We start from the raw sequence: 18,177 nt of genomic DNA, 5'->3' as shown, positions 1-18,177 counted from the left end.
GTTATGCGTATGCAATTGTGCGTGCTGGCCCTGGCCTGCACCGTCGGCCTGGCACAGGCCAAAGGCACCGATTCGGCGGCCCTGGGCAAGACCCTGACCCCCATGGGCTCGGAAATGGCAGCCAATGCCGACGGCAGCATTCCGGCCTGGACCGGTGGCCTGGCGAGCAACGCCGGCACCGTCGACAGCAAGGGCGGCTATAGCGACCCTTATGCGGCCGAGAAGCCCTTATTCACCGTCACGGCGAAAAATGTGGCGCAGTACGAGAAGTTTCTCAGCCCCGGGCAAATCGCCTTGTTCAAGCGTTTTCCCGACACCTACAAGATGAACATCTACCCGACCCATCGCAGCGCCAACCTGCCCAAGGATGTGTTGGCGCAGAGCCGCGACAACGTGGCCAAGACCAGCATGGCCGATGGTGGCAACGGTCTGCATGACTACGCCAGGGGCATTCCGTTTCCGCTGCCCACCGAAGGCCTGGAGGTGATGTGGAACCACATGACCCGTTATCGCGGCGGCAGTTACGAGCGCATCAGCAGCGCGGCACTGGTGCGTGAAAACGGCGCCACCAGCTACGTGCGCAACCAGTCGCTGATCAACTTCGCCGACACCGTGAGTGGCCTGGAGGCGGGCTCCAACGTGCTGTTCATGTTCAAGAGCCGGGTGCTGGAGCCGGCGCGTCTGTCCGGCGAAGCGGTGCTGGTGCATGAGCCGATCGACCAGGTCGCCGAGCCGCGTTCGGCCTGGCAATACCTGCCGGGGCAACGTCGCGTGCGTCGTGCGCCGATGATCGCCTATGACAACAGCGCCCGTTACAGCAATGGCCTGATCACCGCCGACAACGTCGACGGCTACAACGGCGCGCCGGACCGTTTCGACTGGAAACTGGTGGGCAAGCAAGAGCTGTTCATCCCTTACAACAGTTACAGGATCGGCAGCCGCGACCTCAAGTACGACGCCGTGATCAAGCCCAACCACGTCAACCAGGACCTGGCTCGCTATGAGAAGCATCGGGTGTGGGTGGTGGAAGCGACCCTCAAGCCGGGTGCCCGGCATATCTACGCCAAGCGCCGTTTCTATGTGGACGAGGACAGCTGGCAGATCGCCCAGTCGGACCAGTACGACAGCCGCGGTGAACTGTGGCGCAGCGGTGAACTGCATGCGATCCAGCAGTACGACCACGGCTTCACCTACAACGTGCTGGAAACCTCCTACGACCTGATCTCCGGACGCTATTACGCCGGCGGCCTGGCCAACGAAGAGACCGAACCGATGCGCGTGGGCTTCGCCGCCAAGACCGACGACTACACCCCGTCGGACCTGCGGCGCTGGGCCAAGTAACCCGTATTGCATTTCCACCACAAGTCCCTGTGGGAGCGGGCTTGCCCGCGATGGCGGTGTGTCAGACAACATCAATGTTGGATGTACCGACCTATTCGCGGGCAAGCCCGCTCCCACAGTGGGCCGGTGTGCCGATGTTTATCTGCCAAGGAGATCTACCGTGCGCTACTGGATATCCGCTCTTGCCCTGGGCGCAAGCCTGGGTACCGTTCACGCTGCAACCCTCGATCAACCCCAGGCGAAGGCACTGGCCCGGGAGGCCTACGTGTTCGCCTACGCCACCGTCGAGCACGACAAAGTGCTCAGCGCCATCGCCGCGAAGCTGCCGTTCAACCGGCTCTACAGCGAACCGCGCTTGCTCGGCCCGCAGGACAACAAAGTGGTGTCACCGAACAACGACACCTTCTATTCCCGAGCCTTGCTTGATTTGCGCAGCGAACCGATGGTGCTGGACGTGCCGGCCGTGCAGGGGCGCTACTACAGCTTTCAACTGGTCGACATGCGCACCGACAACCTCGACTACATCGGCACCCGCGCCACGGGTGATAAAGCGGGGCGCTACCTGATCGCCGGGCCCGACTGGAAGGGTGAGGTGCCATCGGGTTTCAGCGGCGTGATTCGCTCGCCGAGCCGCCTGGTGTTCCTGTTGGGGCGCACCGAGGTCAAGGGCGAAGCCGATCGGAAAGACGCCGCTCAAGTGCTCAAGGGCTACGCCTTGCAACCACTGTCCACCGTGAGCGGCGGCGCGGCGCCTGAACCCTTGGCAGCGCTGCAGCTTCCAGCGTATGCGGACACCAAACAGGGGCCGGCGCAGGCGCTGTTCAGCACCTTCAACGCCTTGGCGCCGCTGCACCAGTGGAGCGCCAGCGAGCAGGAAAAACTGGCTCGTTTCGCCGCCATCGGTGTGAAGCCGGGCGCCACCTTCCAGGCGCCGGCGGATTTGCTCGAAGCCATCGCCCAAGGCGCCGAAGCCGGTCGCGAGCAAGTGCGCGCAGCGTCCAGCCAGCTGTCGGTGGAACAGCAGGGCTGGTTGCCGTCGCCGTCCAACGTCGGCAAGTTCGGCGACGACGACCTGACCCGTGCCGCGGTCGCCTGGCGCTACATCTACGCCAACGATGCGCTGGAAGCGCTGTACCCGATGGCGCTGCACGATGCCCAGGGGCAGATGCTCAGCGGCCAGCACGCCTATCGCCTGCATTTCCCCGCCGGGCAATTGCCACCGGTGAATGCGTTCTGGTCACTGACCTTGTACGACGGCAAAACCCAACTGCTCGCCGCCAACCCGATCCAGCGTTATGCCCTGGGCGACCGCAGCCCTGGTCTACAATACGATGCCGACGGCGGCTTGACCCTGACCCTGCAAGCCGATGCGCCCAAGGATGCGCCGCAGGGCAACTGGCTGCCGACGCCGCAAGGTCCGTTCAACCTGCTGTTGCGCCTGTACCTGCCCAAGGGTGGGGCACTGGACGGGAGTTATCAGTTGCCGACGATTGCGAGGATCGATCCATGAACCTGATTTTCAGTCGCCGCCGGGTGCTGGGCAGCATGGGGGTATTGGGAGGCAGCCTGATGTTTCCACGCTGGTTGCTGGCCGCTGATTCCGATGACCTTCGGCAGATTGCCAAAGAGGCGTGGATTTACGCGTACCCCATGCTCATGCATTACCAGACCATGGAAAAGCAGGCGCTCAACGCGTCTGCGCCGGAATACGTCGGCGGCTTCAACCGGTTCCGTCACTACGGTGAGCTGTTCACCCCGAGCAATCGCGACATCGTCACGCCGAACAATGACACGCCGTACTCCTGGGCCTGGCTCGACCTGCGCAGCGAGCCGCAAGTGTTGAGTGTGCCGGCGGTGCCTGACGACCGCTACTATGTGCTGCAACTGGTCGACCAGTACACCCACAATTTTGCCTATGTCGGCGTGCTCAGCACCGGGCGCGAAGCGGGAAACTACCTGATTGCCGGACCCGACTGGCAAGGACAGATACCGGACGGCGTCACGGCCGTGCTGCGCAGCGAAACCGAAATCGTCATGGTGCTTGGCAGAACGGGCCTGAAAAACGCCGGGGACCTGCCGGCGGTGCGTGCCTTGCAGCAGCAATACGGCTTGCGTTCGTTGCATGAATACATCGGCAGTGCACCGCCCGTGGCTGCGCCAGTCATTGACTGGCAACCCTGGGACAGCAAGACCGGGTTGGGGCTTGAGTTTATCCCGGTGTTGAACCAGATCCTCAGCCTGTGTCCGACGCAACCGTCCGAGCAAGCCCTGCGCGCACGCTTTGCGCGGATCGGCATCGTGCCCGGCCAGGGCTTCGACCCGGCGACGTTGCCGCCAGCCACGCGCAAGGCACTGCTCGCCGGGATTCAGGACGCCCAGGTGCAACTGCAAACGGCGGTGAGCCAAGTCCGCACCACCCTCGGCCTGTTCGGCACTCGCGAAGCGATGGACGGCAATTACCTCAACCGCGCTGTCGCGGCGAATGTCGGCATTTACGGCAACAGTGTGGAGGAGGCCTTCTACACCGGCACTCGTGTGGATAATCAGGGGCAACCCTTGCAGGGCGGGCGAAGCTATCGCCTGCGTTTCGCACCGGGTCAATTGCCGCCGGCCAGCGAGTTCTGGTCGCTGACCTTGTATGACTTGCCGGACCGGCAACTGGTGGCCAACCCGATCAATCGTTATTGCCTCAGCAGCCGGGATCCTATGCAGATGGACGCGGACGGTGGGCTGACGTTGATCCTGCAGAACGCCACGCCGGCCGAGCAGAGCAACTGGTTGCCGACGCCGGCGAGTGGGGCGTTCACTCTGGTCTTGCGCCTGTATGGGCCCGGGCAGCAGGTGGTCAATCAGCGCTGGCAAATGCCGGGGGTTGAGGTGGTGTCTGCCTGAGTCGCGCCCCTGCATTGGATCTGTGTCGTTCAAACCTGTAGTGGACAACCTGGATCCCTGTGGGAGCGGGCTTGCCCGCGAAGGCGGAGTGTCAGGCGGTGTGGATTTTTACGGGTGTACATATCCGTTTCTTCGGTAACGGCGGCTTATGGTTTCGCCCTTACGGCGAGTCACTTTTTTTACAAGCGCCTAAAAAAAGTAACCAAAAAAACGCTCGCCCCTTACGTACGGCCCCTCGCTGAGGCTCGGGGTTCCTTCGCTCCGGCATTCATCCGGGGGCATTGCCCTCCGGTCGGCTTCGCTTCGACCTACATGCAATGAGTTCGACTGCGTCGAACGGCGCTGCGCGCCCATCCCCGGATGAACACCTGCTCTCAGCCTGCCGAGGGGGCGGGTGGATCAAGATCAAGAGCGGCAGGCGAGCTAACGCTCGGCCTGTTGAGTGGTGAAGAGCGGTTGTGTACGCCGACCCACTGTAGGAGCTGCCGCAGGCTGCGATCTTTTGATCTTGATCTTCCGCTCTTAAAAATCAAAATCAAAAGATCGCAGCCTGCGGCAGCTCCTACAGGGATTTTTTGTCCGTCCACGATATTCGCGGTGTACCCGGTCAATGTAGGAGCTGCCGAAGGCTGCGATCTTTTGATCTTCCTGCCCTCCGGTTCTGCCCAGTGCGTAACCCGGCATGGATGGCGGCGGGCTATGTAGGAGCGAGCTTGCTCCGGGCGGCGTTCCGACGAAAAACCTGAGCGCACCGCGGGGTGTCAGGCTCCCCGCATCATCGTTGACCTCCATCGCGAGCAAGCTCGCTCCTACAGGGGATCTGTCACGGGGTAACGATATTGAACTGCGGCGCAAACGTATCGAGGCTGGTCATCAACTCTCCAAGCTTCTTGCCATTGCCTTGCAGCTTGATCAGGCCTTTCTGGATCGCCGTGGGGATATCCAGTTGCTTGAGGCTGATCTGTTCCAGGGTGGCCTTGCTCATGGTCACGCCGGCATCCGCCTGGGCGTTGAGGCCGGTGCGGTGGGTCAGCACGCCGTTGCGCAGGGTCAGGTTGAAGTCCTTGTTCAGGTCCTCGAAGGTCCAGTTCAGGGTCAGGTCATGGCCTGCGGCCTTTTCGCTGTCCAGACGCACGGCCAGGAAGTCGAAGAACATCTGCGGGCTCATCGCCCGCACCATGTCCACCGACACCGAAGTGCCTGCATGGGGCGGCACGCCGTTGCGCAGTTCCATGGCGCCGGTCAGGTACATGTTGCGCCAGGTGGCGTTTTCGCTTTGATAACCCATCTGCTCCAGCGCCTCGGCCTGGGCTTTGCGCGCGTCGCCGTTGTCCGGGTTGGCGAACAGCAATTGATTGCCCAGTTGCGCGGCCCAGCGGTACTCGCCCTTGGTCATCGCCGCGCGCATTTTCTCCAGTACCGCCGCTTCGCCACCCATGGCTTCGACCGTGTACTTCGCCGTCTCCACAGGTGGCAGCGGATTGAGGTTGGCCGGGTTGCCGTCATAGAAACCCATGTAGCGCTGATACACCGCACGGGTGTTGAAGCTCAGCGAGCCGTAGTAGCCGCGGGTGTACCACTTCTGGTCCAGGCTGCCGGGCAGTTTCTTGATCGAGTCGGCGATTTCCAGCGGTGTCAGGCCCTGATTCAGCAGGTGCAGGGTGCGGTCATTGAGGAAGGCGTACATGTCGCGCTGGTCGGCGAGGAAGGTGCGGATGCGTTCGCCGCCCCAGGTCGGCCAGTTATGCTGGGCGAACAACACGTCGCTCTTGTCGCCGTACCGCGCCAGGCTGTCGTCCAGGTACTCGGCCCAGGCCTTGGCGTCCCGCACTTGCGCGCCGCGCGGGGTGAGGATGTTGTGCATCATTTGCGTGGCGTTTTCCGCCATGCACAAGGCACGCAATTGCGGCAGGTACAGGTTCATTTCCGCGGGCGCCTCGGTGCCCGGGGTCAACTGGAATTCCACCTCGAGGCCGGCGATGGTGCGGGTTTCCAGTGCCTTGTCGATCAGGTCGGTGGGCGGGATCAGGGTGACGGTGCCGCCGCTCGGCGTGCTCTTGCCCAGGCCGGCGTCGACCTGGCCTCTTTCGCCACGGGGCAGCAGGCTGCCGAACTGGAACTGTGCACGGCGGCTCATGGCGTTGCCGGCGTAGACGTTCTCGCTCATCACGTGTTCCATGAACCCGGCCGGGGCGAACACCTTGACCTTGCCGGCCTTGACGTCGGCTTCGTCGATGACCCCGCGTACGCCACCGAAGTGGTCGACGTGGGTGTGGCTGTAGATCACCGCCACCACCGGTTTGTGCGGACGGTTCTGGTAGTACAGCTCCAGCGCCGCCTTGGCGGTTTCGGCCATGGTCAACGGGTCGATGATGATCAGCCCGTCGTCGCCTTCGATGATGGTCATGTTAGCGAGATCAAGGCCGCGCACCTGATACAAGCGCGGGCTGACTTCGAACAGACCGGCATGGGCGCTGAGCTGGGCCAGGCGCCAGAGGCTCGGGTTGACCGACTCCGGGGCCTGGTCCTTGGCGAGGAAGTCATAGGCCTGGATGTCCCAGATGACCTTGCCCGCGGCGTCCTTGACCTGGCCCTTGAAGGGCGCGATCAAGCCCTTGGTGACCGACTCGTAGTCGGTGCGGTCGGTGAAGGGCAGTTGCTTCAGGACGGCGGCGTTACTGGCCGTGGTTTGCGGGCTGGCCGCGACCGGTGCATCGGCGGCGACCACCGCTTGCGCCAGGCAGGCAGTGATCAGGCAAGCGAGCAGCCCACGAGGGCTCAAGGTGAAACGAGGCATGGTGTCTCCGTTTTTTATCGTTATGGTTAGACCAGCTTCGAGGGTAGGGCGGGGCACGGGCAGGGCGATCATCGGCAACGGACAAAAAACATTCAGGGCCGCTATCCTTGAGCCACGCATACCCAGCAGGTTGACCCATGCTTGAAGTCCATGGCGTTTTCAAAAGCTACGCCACACCGCAGGGGCCGCTGCCGGTGCTGCAAGGCGTCGACCTGACGCTCAGGCCCGGCAGCAGCCTGGCGCTGATGGGCGAGTCGGGCAGTGGCAAAAGCACTTTGCTGCACCTGATCGCCGGGCTGGACAAGGTCGATCGCGGCAGCATCCGCAGTGGCGGGCATCGCCTGGAACAGATGAACGAAGGGCAACTGGCGAACTGGCGCCGAACGGAAATCGGCCTGGTGTTCCAGCAATTCAACCTGATCGGCAGCCTGCGGGTCGAAGACAACCTGGCGATCCAGGCGCGTCTGGCCGGGCGTCATGACCCACGCTGGCAAGCCCATCTGGTTCAGCGCCTGGGCTTGGGCGAGCTGTTGCGGCGCTACCCGGAGCAACTGTCCGGCGGCCAGCAGCAACGGGTCGCGCTGGGCCGGGCGCTGGCGTCGCGCCCGCCATTGCTGCTGGCCGACGAGCCCACCGGCAGCCTCGATGAAACCACCGGCGCCGAGGTATTGCAGTTGCTGCTGGAACTGCTCGACGACAGTCCCACCAGCCTGCTGATGGTCACCCACAGTCCCGGCGTGGCGGCGCGGCTGGCGGAAAAGGCCTTGCTGTGCGGTGGTCGCCTGGCCGGTGTGGGCGAGCGCTGACATGCGCATCTTTGGCCAGACCCTGCGCGCGCTGCTCAGCCACTGGCGGCAGCATCCGGTGCAGTTTTTCAGCGTGCTGACCGGGTTGTGGCTGGCCACCGGCCTGTTGACCGGCGTCCAGGCACTCAACAGCCAGGCCCGTGACAGCTACGCCCGCGCCAGTCAGTTGATCGGCGGCGAGCCTCAGGCCAGTCTCGGTGCGCTCGGTGGCGGCACCTTCGCGCAGCAATGGTTTGTCGATTTGCGCCGCGCGGGGTGGCCCGTGTCACCGGTGCTGCAAGGTCGGGTCACGCTCAAGGGGCATGAAGAACAGCGCCTGCAGTTGATGGGCATCGAGCCGGTGTCGCTGCCGGCGGGCGCGGCGGTGGCGGGGCAGGCCTTGGCGATCGAGCAGGTGGTCGGTTTTTTCAGTCCGCCGGGCAGTACCTGGATATCGTCGCAAACCTTGCAGGTACTGGGCTTGCGCGAAGGTGACCGGCCACTGAACCTGGCGGGCGTGGCACTCCCGCCGCTGCAGGTGCAGGCCGACATGGCGCCCGGCGTGCTGTTGGTGGACATCGGTTTTGCCCAGCAGATTCTCGGGTTGCCGGATCAACTGTCGCGACTGCTGCTACCGAAGGATTTCACTGCACCGCTGCCGCACGCCTTCCAGGGCCAGCTGCAACTCAAGAGTGCTGGCGAAGAAAACAACCTCACACGTCTGACCGAAAGCTTTCACCTGAACCTTGCGGCCCTGGGGGTGCTGTCGTTCGTGGTCGGCCTGTTTATCGTGCACGCCGCCATCGGGCTGGCGCTGGAACAACGCCGGGGTTTGCTGCGGACTCTGCGGGCCTGTGGTGTGAGTGCGCGCATGCTGATCGCCTGTCTCGCCGTCGAATTGGGTGGATTGGCCCTGATCGGCGGTGTGGCCGGGGTGGTCAGCGGCTACCTGCTGGCGGCCGTGCTGTTGCCGGATGTCGCCGCCAGCCTGCGTGGCTTGTATGGGGCCGAAGTGGCGGGGCAGTTGAACCTTGGCCTGTCATGGTGGTTCGGTGGTATCGGCCTGAGTCTGATCGGCGCATTGCTGGCCGGTGTCAACAGTCTGCTGCGGGCAGCGCGTTTGCCATTGCTGGCGCTGGCCGACCCGCAGGCCTGGCATCAGGCCCATGCACGCTGGTTGCGACGCCAGGCTTGGGTGGCGGCAATGGCCGGGGTGATCGCGCTGCTGGCGCTGATCTTCGGCGACAGCCTGGTCAGTGGCTTCGTGCTGATGGCGGCGCTGTTGATTGGCGCCGCGCTGGCGTTGCCGGTGGTGCTCAGTTCGCTGCTCAGTCTCGCTTCGCAGCGCAGCCGCTCGGTACTGGGCCAATGGTTTGTCGCCGATTGCCGCCAGCAACTTCCGGCGTTGAGCCTGGCGTTGATGGCGCTGCTGTTGGCCATGGCCGCCAATATCGGTGCCGGCAGCATGACTGCAGGGTTTCGCCAGACCTTCAGCGACTGGCTTGAGCAACGGCTGACGGCCGAGCTTTACCTCAACCCACAGAACCCGGCCCAGGCCAGGGAGCTGCACGGCTGGCTCGACCAGCAGCCGCAACTGGCGGCGGTGTTGCCCAACTGGCAGGTGTCGATCCAGCTGCAGGGCTGGCCGACGGACCTGTCCGGGATCATCGATCACGCGACCTACCACCAGCACTGGCCGTTGCTCGAAGCCCTGGGTGACAACCCTTGGGAACGACTGGCCAAGGACGATGCGGTGATGCTCAGCGAGCAACTGGCCCGGCGCCTGCGCGTGCAACTGGGCGACCACCTGACGCTGCCGACGCCCACTGGCCCCTGGTCGCCACGGATCGTCGGAATCTACGCCGACTACGGCAATCCCAAGGGTCACATTCTGGTCAATATCAACCACCTGCTGCGCGGCTGGCCGCAATTGGCACCCAACCGCTTCAACCTGCGCATCGAACCGGCGTCGATCCCGGCGTTCGTCACGGCGCTGCAGGCGCGTTTTACCCTGGACGACAGCCGCATCGTCGATCAGGCGCGGCTCAAGGGCTGGTCCACGCAAGTCTTCGAACGCACCTTCGCCGCCACTGCCGCACTCAATAGCCTGACGTTGTGCGTAGCCGGCGTGGCGCTGTTCATCAGCCTGTTGACCCAAAGCCAGAGCCGTCTCGGGCAGCTGGCGCCGCTGTGGGCGCTGGGCGTGACACGCCGGCATCTGATGTTGCTCAACCTGGGGCAAACCTGGTTGCTGGCGCTGCTGACCCTGGTGCTGGCGTTGCCGTTGGGCATCGCCCTGGCGTGGTGCCTGGACACGGTGATCAATGTGCAGGCCTTTGGCTGGCGCCTGCCGTTGCGGGTGTTCCCGTTGCAATTGTTGCAGTTGATGGGCCTGGCGCTGGTGGCGACATTGCTGGCTTCGGCCTGGCCGTTGTTCCGTTTGTACCGCACGCAACCGGCGGACTTGCTGCGGACCTTTGCCCATGAAGATTAAATTCGGCGTCTTGCTGCTGGTGCTGCTGGTGAGCGGCTGCGATCAACCGGCGCCGGTTGAAAAGGGTTTTGCCGGGCTGGGCAACCAGGCCGCTGAGTTCACCAAGGTAGTGCCCGGCCGGGTGTTCAGCTTCCCGGCGGATCACGGCCCGCACGATGGCTTTCGCATCGAATGGTGGTACATCACCGCCAACCTGAAGGATGCTCAGGGGCATGAGTTCGGCGCGCAATGGACGCTGTTCCGCAGTGCCTTGAAAGCCACCCCCGAGGTGGCAGGCTGGCAGAACCAGACGATCTGGCTCGGTCACGCGGCGGTGACGTCGGTAACGGTGCATCACGCGGCTGAACGCTATGCTCGGGGCGGCGTCGGTCAGGCCGGTGTCAGCGTTGCACCGTTCAATGCATGGATCGACGACTGGCAGTTGAGCAGCCAGGCGACAGCCGACGATCCGTTGGCCGACTTGCTGCTCAACGCCCGCGACAAGCGTTTCAGCTACCAGCTGCGGTTGACCTCGACAGGTCCGCTGGTGCTGCAAGGGGACAAGGGGTTCAGCCAGAAGTCCGAACAGGGTCAGGCCTCTTACTACTACAGCCAGCCGTTTTTCCAGGCCAGCGGCGCCCTGGAAATCGACGGCCAGACCTTTCAGGTCAGTGGCCCGGCCTGGCTCGACCGTGAATGGAGCAGCCAGCCCCTGACGGCCAACCAGAGCGGTTGGGACTGGTTCTCCCTGCACCTGGACAGCGGCGAGCAGGTGATGCTGTATCGCATGCGGCAAAAGGACGGCGAGCCTTACCTCACCGGCACCTGGATCGACGCCCGGGGGCAGACACAGTTGCTGCACGCCGGCGACATCAGCCTCACACCGCAAGACAGGGCCAGCGTGGCCGGGCGCGAGATGCCCGTGCGCTGGTCGATCAGGATCCCCTCCAGAGACCTCGATATCGCCATCACCGCGCTCAATCCCCAGGCGTGGATGGACTTGCGCATACCGTACTGGGAAGGCCCGGTGCGCCTCAGTGGCAGTCATGCAGGGAACGGCTATCTGGAAATGACCGGGTATTAGAAAATCAGCGGCCTGCTGCGACCACTTGCTGAACAGCGTCTATGCTCATCGCACACATGGCATTGCGCTTTGCGTCAACGCCGTCTGTTGTCATTCATCACAGGGAAAGTTCTGCCTATGAAACGCCACGCACTGACCAAAGCCATCACCCTCGCCACCTTGTTGTCTGCCGCCAGTTTCGGTGCGGTTGCCGCCGAACTCCCGTTGTCCGAAGTTGTGGTGGTCGATCAGGTTGCCACCCAAGTCGTTTCGGTCGATACGACAAACCGTATCGTGGTCCTCAAAGGTCCGCAGGGTAATGAATTCCCTGTGCAACTGACCGAAAAGGCAAAAAACCTCGACAACCTCAAGGCCGGCGACACGGTCGACATCAGGGTCACCAGCGCCGTTGCCGCCTTCCTCGACACCGATGTCGACAAAGGCCTGCCGGGCACTGCCGAAGCCACTGGCGAAGTGCGCGCAGCCCCCGGTAGCGACAACCCCGGCGGCGAAGCTTACCGCCAGGTGAAAGTGCAGCTGAAAATCACCCACATCGACCAGAAAAAACACCAGGTGACTTTTGAAAACCCGGAAGGCAAGTCCAAGACGGTTGACGTCAAGCGACCTGAAGTCCAGGCCAAACTCAAGGATTTGAAAGTCGGACAAAGCGTTAACGTGGTTTACACCGACATATTGACGGTGACCAGCAAGCACTGAGATTGAGTTAGTTATATGGGCTGATTATTTTTGTAGAAGTCTTGTACAGGAATAATCAGCTCATAGTGTTTAACGGGCGTATTTAGGGCGCTGTGCGGCATCGTATTCAAGTCGACATTTTCTTAAACATTGTGTCGATAAATTTCATCTTTGCAGTGCGGACATATAGATTCTCATCCACTAAAATGCTTTCCGTTCGCCCAGTGTACGGCTCTTTACCAGTGCATGGATTGCCGAGGCCATCGCACTGGGCGGACACTTTATTGGTTGTATTGAAAGTTTCGGATATAAAAAAAGGGCGACCTGCAGGTCGCCCTTTTTTTGGGGGGGCAGCGTGGGCGCGGTCCCTTGTAGGAGCTGGCTTGCCAGCGATGGTCGTTAACGATAACGCGTGTTAACCGGATGAACGCGGCGCATTTGAATCCATCGCCAGCAGGCTGGCTCCTACAGTAGTTTCAGCGAGGGCACGTTCCCATGTGGGAGCTGGCTTGCCAGCGATGGTCGTTAACGATAACGCGTGTTAACCGGATGAACGCGGCGCATTTGAATCCATCGCCAGCAGGCTGGCTCCTACAGGTATTGCGTTATCGGTGTTTCCCGGGATTGCTTGAAGAGCCTTTTTCAACATCGGCCAACGCCGCGAAACACTGCTCGATCGAGCGCCGCTGGCTCTCGGCATACAACGCCAACTCATCGATCGTCGTACGCCCCAGGGCCTTTTCGAACGCCTGCTGATTGGAGTGCACGCCGTAGCGGGTTTGCGCCGCGTCCCCCAGGTTCGACTGAAAAATCCCCGCCGCGCTGACCGGCAGGAAGTCTTCGTACACCAGCGGTTCAACCCGCAGGTAACCGCTGCCGAGCAGGTCGTCCAGTGCGACGTTTTTCAGGTCGCCCGCCGCCAGGCCTTTTTCCGTCACGAAGTAGCGGAAGTAAGCCAGCTCCTGTTGGCGCATGCCTTCCCAGGTGTCAGGGAACTCGCTGAAATGCTGCGCCATCAGGGCGTTATAGCGCGCGGCGTTGGCTTCGTTGGGGAAGTCCTTGAGTTCGTCCCGCGCGGCGTTGAGCAAACGGTCGTACAGTGCGCGGCCTTTTGGCGTGAGGGCGGCACCGCGCTGTTCAATCTCGCCGAAGCGGGCACTGTGGCTGCCGCGAGCTTCGTTCTGATCGGTGAAGGCAATCGGCTCGTCGAGGGCCTTGAAACTGGTCTGGCGCAGCAGGATCGGGCACTGGCGGCGGGGCGGACCTTCGATCACCGCTTTGGGGGTGATGCCATGGGCGGGCATTTGCGCCTGGACGATGTCGATGTCCAGGGTCCGTGGAGTCAGGTGGTTGATGTGCGGGCCCTTGAACGCCACCACGTCGGCGATCAGCCGATGCTGGCTGCTGAGTTTCTGATACTGCTCGGCGGTGACGGTGGCGCTGTGGTGCCAGCGAAAGGTTTCCAGGGCCTGTTCGACGAATTCCAGGGCTTGCGGTTCGGTCAAGCCCCCCTCGGATTCTGCACGCTCGATCAGCGAGAGGGCTTTGGCGGTGAAGATCGAGCGCCGGTCGAGCATCGACTGGGCGAACGCTCGCAGTTCCAGGTCTTCGATCAACTCCAGGCGCAACAGCGAGGTGAACACCCGGAACGGACTGACCTGCAACGACGCTTCATGCACTGCGCGAAACGCCGTGGAATGCACCGGGACGCCGGCTGGTGTCAGGTCGTAGTAACCCACCGGTTGCATCCCCATCACCGCGAACAGGCGGGCGAGGGTCGCCAGTTCATCGGCCGTACCGACGCGAATCGCCCCATGGCGCTCCAGGTCCAGACGCTCGATTTCGCCAGTGCTGGTGAGCTGTTGCAGGATCTGCGGATCGTTTTGCAGCACGTGACGGTTTGTCTGCTCCACCAGTTCCATCAACGCGCCGTACAACGGCACTTCCTCGCGGTACATGTCGGACATCGCTTTGGAAAAGCGTTGGCGGATCAGGTCAGGGCTGACGAAGTTCGGGTGGTTCATGAACAGGATTCCTGGCGCGGTGACGTAAAGGATGGACGAAAGATCGCAGCCTTCAGCGACGCCGACAAACGAAGTTTCTGACGAACTTCATTCTGCAAACGACTGCAAACGACTGCAAACCTAGTGCAGTCGTTGATCCTGTGGACTCTCCGAACGCAGCGATGCCAAAAACTCTCGATACAGGCGCGCCGAACCGGAGGGCGCTTCCACCATGGGCATGTGCCCGATGGCGTCCCAGATATGCACGCGCAGGTCGGCGATGCCCTTGCTCCAGACCGCCACGCTGCTGACGTCGATCAGCCGGTCCTTGCGCCCCCACAGCAACAGCGACGGGACGCTGATGTCGGGCAGATGGGGTTCCATCGGCGGGCTGGCGCGGAAATCGCGGAAGATTTCTTCCAGCTCCTCGCGGGACTGTTCATAGCGCTGGGCCACGGCATCGAGCACGAGCTTCGGCACCCAGGGCGGGGATGCCATGGTCATGGCGTAGAAACGCTGGAATTCTTCCCGCGAATGAATCAGGAACGGGTTGTGGCCCTTGGCCAAATGCCGCTCCAGGTCACTGGGTTCGGGCGAGGTGACCCCGGCCGGGTCGATCAGGGCCAGGGACACAATGCGTTCCGGGTAAGTGGCCGCGAGCCATGCCGCCATGTAGCCACCCATGGAGTTGCCGATGACATGGACTTTCTCGACGCCGCACACGTCCAGCAGCTGGATCATGCGCTTGGCCTGCAGCGGGATGTCGTAGCCGCCGCCCGCCTTGAAGCCGGTTTCGCCATGGCCGGCGATGTCCGGGATGATCACCCGGTGGCTGCCGACAAAGTGCCGGGCGAAACGCAGCCAGAGGTTCTTGTCGGCGCTGAAGCCATGGAGCATCAGCACACTGCTGGTGGCTTCGTACGGCCCGCCTTGCCAGGTCGAGACGGTCATCTCGGGGATGGGCACGACGATCTTGTGCAGCCGGTACAACTTGGCCTCGGCCGCCATGCTCAGGTCATAGAGCCAGTAGCCGATGGCCGGGTAGGTCAGCCAGCTCCAGGCGACGAACACTGCGAGAACCACGAACAACAAAAGCATCACGCGTCTCCCTTCTATCTGCTCAGGACAAAATGTGATCGGCGGGTTTCAGCGCTCGGGTCAAGCGATGAAAGCTGAAACTGAACCCCGGAAACATCGCAATCACATGACCGCTCTTGCTTTGATACCAACTGTGGCAACCACCGGATTTCCACACGGTACGTTCCATTTCCCGGTGGATCATTTCAGTGTAGGTACGTTCCGCCTCATGGCGAACTTCGATGCTGCGTAAACCTTGAGTCTTCAAGGTGCGAATACAGTCGAGGATGTAATTCATCTGCGATTCGATGATGAACAGTGCCGAGGTGTGGCCGATCCCGGTGTTCGGCCCGGTGACGATAAACAGGTTGGGAAAGTCGGGCAGGGCGGTGCCGAGGTAGGCCCGAGGGTATTGCGCCCAGACTTCCTTGAGACGGGTGCCGTTTTTTCCCGTGACCGGGTAGGAAATCACCCCGTCGGTGGCGTCGTAGCCGGTGGACCAGACGATCAGGTCCAGGTCGATGTGCTGGCCGTCCAGGGTCACGATGCCGGTTTCGTCGATGGCGGCGATGCCTTGCTCGCGGCTGTGCAGCGTCACGTTGCGCCGCGCCAGTGCCGGGTACAGCGTGCTGGACAGGATCACTCGTTTGCAGCCGATGGTGTAGTCCGGCGTCAGTTGGCGTCGCAGTTCGGCGTCCGGCACCTGGCGTTTGAGAAAACGCAGGGCCTGGCGCTGGACCATGTGTATCGCCGGCTTCGAATACTTGAAGGCAATCACCCGGGTTTCGAACTGCCAGTAGATCCCCCAGCGCAGCAGTTTGTAGGCCGGCTTGAGTCCCAGCAGCCAGCGCTGGAAACGGCCAAAGCTGCGGTCGGCCCGGGGCAACACCCAGTGGGGCGTGCGCTGGAACACATGCAAGTGCCCGACGTCCGGGGCAATGGCCGGTATCACCTGGGCCGCACTGGCGCCGCTGCCGACGATGGCCACGCGTTTGTCCCGATAGTCGTAGCCGTGATCCCAGTTGTTGGTGTGAAACGTTTTACCTTGAAAACGCTCCTGTCCCTCGAAGTGCGGCACCACCGGTTGGCTCAGCGGCCCGGTCGCGTTGATCAGGAACTGCGCGCAATACGTGCCCTTGCCGGCGGTGTAGACGGTCCAGCGCTTGCTGGTGTCGTCCCATTCGATGCGCTCGACATTCGCGTCCAGTTCCACCTTGTCGCGCAGGCCGAAGTGTTCCACCACATGGCGGGTGTAGCGATGCAGCTCGGCCTGTTCGGCGAACATCTGCGTCCAGCGATAGGGTGCGAAAGACAACGAATACAGCGGCGAAGGTACGTCGACGGCCGCGCCGGGGTAGGTGTTCTGGCACCAGGTGCCGCCGAAGAAATCCCGCCGCTCCAGCAGGCGAAAATCGTCGATCCCGGCCTTGAGCAAATTGATTGCGGCACATTGGCCGCCAAACCCGCTGCCGATGATCAATACTTGAAAGGTCTGCATGGGCCTCCTCTTATGGTCATTGATCAACCCCTTCTTTCATGTATAGCCGTTTCTGGGGTGAGGCTTTTGCTTTTATGTGAGGGTGATGTCGCGACATTCAGCCCGCCAGCCGGTGATGGCTATTTAATCTCGCCCTGATAGACTCCAGCGCACAGGCACAGGCTGTTATCGCATTCCGTCGAGTGGCACAGAGGCCTTATGGAAAAAGCGGGAGGAAAGGGATTCTCATTGGCCAGGAGGCTCTATACATCGCGAATCCTGGGGGTGGCCCTGGGATTGGTGTGCGTGAGCGCGGCGATGTATCCACTCGATCCAGCGCCCTGGGTCTGGGGTTTCATGTGGTTCAATGGCCTGGTCTGGCCGCACGTGGCTTATCAATGGGCGCGCCGGGCCAGAAAGCCTTATCACGCCGAACACCGCAATCTGCTGATCGATGCCTTTCTCGGCGGCTTCTGGATTGCCGCGATGCATTTCAATCCATTGCCCAGCGCGACCACCATTTCCATGATGGCCATGAATAACGTGGCCATCGGCGGCATGCGCTTCCTGCTGGCCGGGACGGCCGCGCAAGTGCTGGGCATCGGCGTCGGTTTACAGATTTTCGCCCCGGCGTTCATTCCAGCGACCAGCCCGCTGCAGCTCTATGCCTGTTTGCCCTTGCTGTGCCTGTATCCGTTGGCGCTGGGCTGGATCTGCTTCCGCCAGGCCCATACCCTCGGCCGTCAGAAGCGTGAACTGCTGGCGCTGAGCCGCACCGACAGCCTGACGGGCCTGTTCAACCATGGCACCTGGAAGGACCAACTGGAAGTCGAGTTCCAGCGCTGCAAACGCCAGCAAAAAGGCGGGGCGATTGCCCTGATCGACATCGACCATTTCAAGGCCATCAACGACACCTACGGCCATGTTGCCGGTGACATCGTCCTGCGTCAGTTGAGCAAAATGCTCAAGCAGAACCTGCGAGCGACCGATGTGGCCGGGCGCTACGGTGGTGACGAGTTCTGCGTGATCCTTCCGGACCTGCCCCTGAACCGCGCCGCGGTGCTCATGGAGGCGTTGCGTGATCGCTTCGCCACCTTGGGTTACGAGCAGAGTCCGGCACTGAAAGTCAGCCTGAGCATTGGCCTGGCGTCATTCGACCCGGCGCACGCCGACGCGACGCTTTGGCTCAACGACGCCGATCATGCGCTATACGAAGCCAAGACCACCGGGCGTAACCGCGTGATCTGTTGCGGCAATGGCAAACCCCATCGCGAACTGCTCGACTCGGCGTGACCCGCTCCCACAAGCATCTGGGGTGAATACAAGATTTGTGTTCAACAAAAACCAACTGTGGGAGCGGGCTTGCCCGCGATGGCGCAGTGTCAGGCAGCAGGGATGTTGGCAGTGATGGCCTCATCGCGGGCAAGCCCGCTCCCACAAGTATCTGGGTGAATACAAGATTTGTGTTCAACAGAAATCAACTGTGGGAGCGGGCTTGCCCGCGATGGCGCAGTGTCAGGCAGCAGGGATGTTGGCAGTGAAGGCCTCATCGCGGGCAAGCCCGCTCCCACAA

The 18,177-nt window shown here is 62.3% G+C and carries 12 protein-coding genes; 8 read left to right on the top strand and 4 right to left on the bottom strand.

Features of this window, described 5'->3' with window-relative positions; genetic code table 11:
- Positions 1-3: 3 nt before the first annotated feature.
- From KW841_RS27975 to KW841_RS27965, 3 genes are all read left to right on the top strand, one after another.
- Positions 4-1,341, top strand: a complete 1,338-nt coding sequence (locus KW841_RS27975) for a DUF1329 domain-containing protein (protein ID WP_218480551.1) — start codon at positions 4-6, stop codon at positions 1,339-1,341.
- Between the two features lie 160 nt (positions 1,342-1,501).
- Positions 1,502-2,851: a DUF1254 domain-containing protein gene (locus KW841_RS27970; protein ID WP_218480550.1), complete on the top strand. Its 1,350-nt coding sequence runs from the start codon at positions 1,502-1,504 to the stop codon at positions 2,849-2,851.
- Complete coding sequence (locus KW841_RS27965; protein ID WP_218480549.1) at positions 2,848-4,233, top strand: DUF1254 domain-containing protein; 1,386 nt, start codon at positions 2,848-2,850, stop codon at positions 4,231-4,233. Before KW841_RS27970 ends, KW841_RS27965 begins: the two co-directional genes overlap by 4 nt.
- A gap of 823 nt (positions 4,234-5,056) precedes the next feature.
- Here the strand turns inward: KW841_RS27965 and KW841_RS27960 are convergent.
- Positions 5,057-7,030, bottom strand: coding sequence for an alkyl/aryl-sulfatase (locus KW841_RS27960; protein WP_218480548.1), 1,974 nt, complete (start codon positions 7,028-7,030; stop codon positions 5,057-5,059).
- Between the two features lie 137 nt (positions 7,031-7,167).
- On the opposite strand from KW841_RS27960, the gene KW841_RS27955 reads away from it, so the two are divergent.
- From KW841_RS27955 to KW841_RS27940, 4 genes are all read left to right on the top strand, one after another.
- Positions 7,168-7,836 carry an ABC transporter ATP-binding protein gene (locus tag KW841_RS27955; RefSeq protein ID WP_218480547.1) on the top strand — a complete coding sequence of 223 codons (669 nt, stop codon included), beginning with the start codon at positions 7,168-7,170 and terminating at the stop codon, positions 7,834-7,836.
- A 1-nt stretch (position 7,837) separates the two neighbouring features.
- The gene (locus KW841_RS27950; RefSeq protein WP_218480546.1) at positions 7,838-10,309 is read left to right on the top strand and encodes an ABC transporter permease; all 2,472 of its coding nucleotides are present in this window, start codon (positions 7,838-7,840) and stop codon (positions 10,307-10,309) included.
- A complete protein-coding gene (locus KW841_RS27945; protein WP_218480545.1) occupies positions 10,299-11,372 on the top strand; it encodes a lipocalin-like domain-containing protein in 1,074 nt (357 codons plus the stop codon). The genes KW841_RS27950 and KW841_RS27945 overlap by 11 nt, the downstream gene beginning before the upstream one ends.
- Before the next feature lie 117 nt (positions 11,373-11,489).
- On the top strand, positions 11,490-12,068 hold the full coding sequence (locus KW841_RS27940) for a hypothetical protein (RefSeq protein ID WP_218480544.1): 579 nt from the start codon (positions 11,490-11,492) through the stop codon (positions 12,066-12,068).
- 584 nt (positions 12,069-12,652) lie between these two features.
- Here the strand turns inward: KW841_RS27940 and KW841_RS27935 are convergent.
- From KW841_RS27935 to KW841_RS27925, 3 genes are all read right to left on the bottom strand, one after another.
- The gene (locus KW841_RS27935; RefSeq protein WP_218480543.1) at positions 12,653-14,071 is read right to left on the bottom strand and encodes a VOC family protein; all 1,419 of its coding nucleotides are present in this window, start codon (positions 14,069-14,071) and stop codon (positions 12,653-12,655) included.
- Positions 14,072-14,191: 120 nt separating this feature from the next.
- Entirely contained in the window at positions 14,192-15,148 is a 957-nt protein-coding gene (locus KW841_RS27930) for an alpha/beta fold hydrolase (protein WP_218480542.1), read from the bottom strand.
- 22 nt (positions 15,149-15,170) lie between these two features.
- Positions 15,171-16,625, bottom strand: a complete 1,455-nt coding sequence (locus KW841_RS27925) for an NAD(P)/FAD-dependent oxidoreductase (protein ID WP_218480541.1) — start codon at positions 16,623-16,625, stop codon at positions 15,171-15,173.
- 198 nt (positions 16,626-16,823) lie between these two features.
- Between KW841_RS27925 and KW841_RS27920 the strand changes: the two genes are divergently transcribed.
- Positions 16,824-17,897 carry a diguanylate cyclase gene (locus tag KW841_RS27920; protein WP_218480540.1) on the top strand — a complete coding sequence of 358 codons (1,074 nt, stop codon included), beginning with the start codon at positions 16,824-16,826 and terminating at the stop codon, positions 17,895-17,897.
- The last annotated feature ends 280 nt before the right edge of the window (positions 17,898-18,177 follow it).

It is taken from the genome of Pseudomonas sp. PDM28, assembly GCF_019219115.1.
GTDB classification, from domain to species: Bacteria; Pseudomonadota; Gammaproteobacteria; order Pseudomonadales; family Pseudomonadaceae; genus Aquipseudomonas; species Aquipseudomonas laurylsulfatiphila.
This window is presented reverse-complemented; position numbering and strand designations above follow the sequence as displayed.

Bases quoted from the DNA above. Each gene is read 5' to 3' on its own strand.
- KW841_RS27925 (WP_218480541.1), bottom strand. From the start codon at position 16,625: ATGCAGACCTTTCAAGTATTGATCATCGGCAGCGGGTTTGGCGGCCAA.
- KW841_RS27965 (WP_218480549.1), top strand. From the start codon at position 2,848: ATGAACCTGATTTTCAGTCGCCGCCGGGTGCTGGGCAGCATGGGGGTA.
- KW841_RS27930 (WP_218480542.1), bottom strand. From the start codon at position 15,148: ATGCTTTTGTTGTTCGTGGTTCTCGCAGTGTTCGTCGCCTGGAGCTGG.
- KW841_RS27920 (WP_218480540.1), top strand. From the start codon at position 16,824: ATGGAAAAAGCGGGAGGAAAGGGATTCTCATTGGCCAGGAGGCTCTAT.
- KW841_RS27940 (WP_218480544.1), top strand. From the start codon at position 11,490: ATGAAACGCCACGCACTGACCAAAGCCATCACCCTCGCCACCTTGTTG.
- KW841_RS27960 (WP_218480548.1), bottom strand. From the start codon at position 7,030: ATGCCTCGTTTCACCTTGAGCCCTCGTGGGCTGCTCGCTTGCCTGATC.
- KW841_RS27975 (WP_218480551.1), top strand. From the start codon at position 4: ATGCGTATGCAATTGTGCGTGCTGGCCCTGGCCTGCACCGTCGGCCTG.
- KW841_RS27950 (WP_218480546.1), top strand. From the start codon at position 7,838: ATGCGCATCTTTGGCCAGACCCTGCGCGCGCTGCTCAGCCACTGGCGG.
- KW841_RS27945 (WP_218480545.1), top strand. From the start codon at position 10,299: ATGAAGATTAAATTCGGCGTCTTGCTGCTGGTGCTGCTGGTGAGCGGC.
- KW841_RS27935 (WP_218480543.1), bottom strand. From the start codon at position 14,071: ATGAACCACCCGAACTTCGTCAGCCCTGACCTGATCCGCCAACGCTTT.
- KW841_RS27955 (WP_218480547.1), top strand. From the start codon at position 7,168: ATGCTTGAAGTCCATGGCGTTTTCAAAAGCTACGCCACACCGCAGGGG.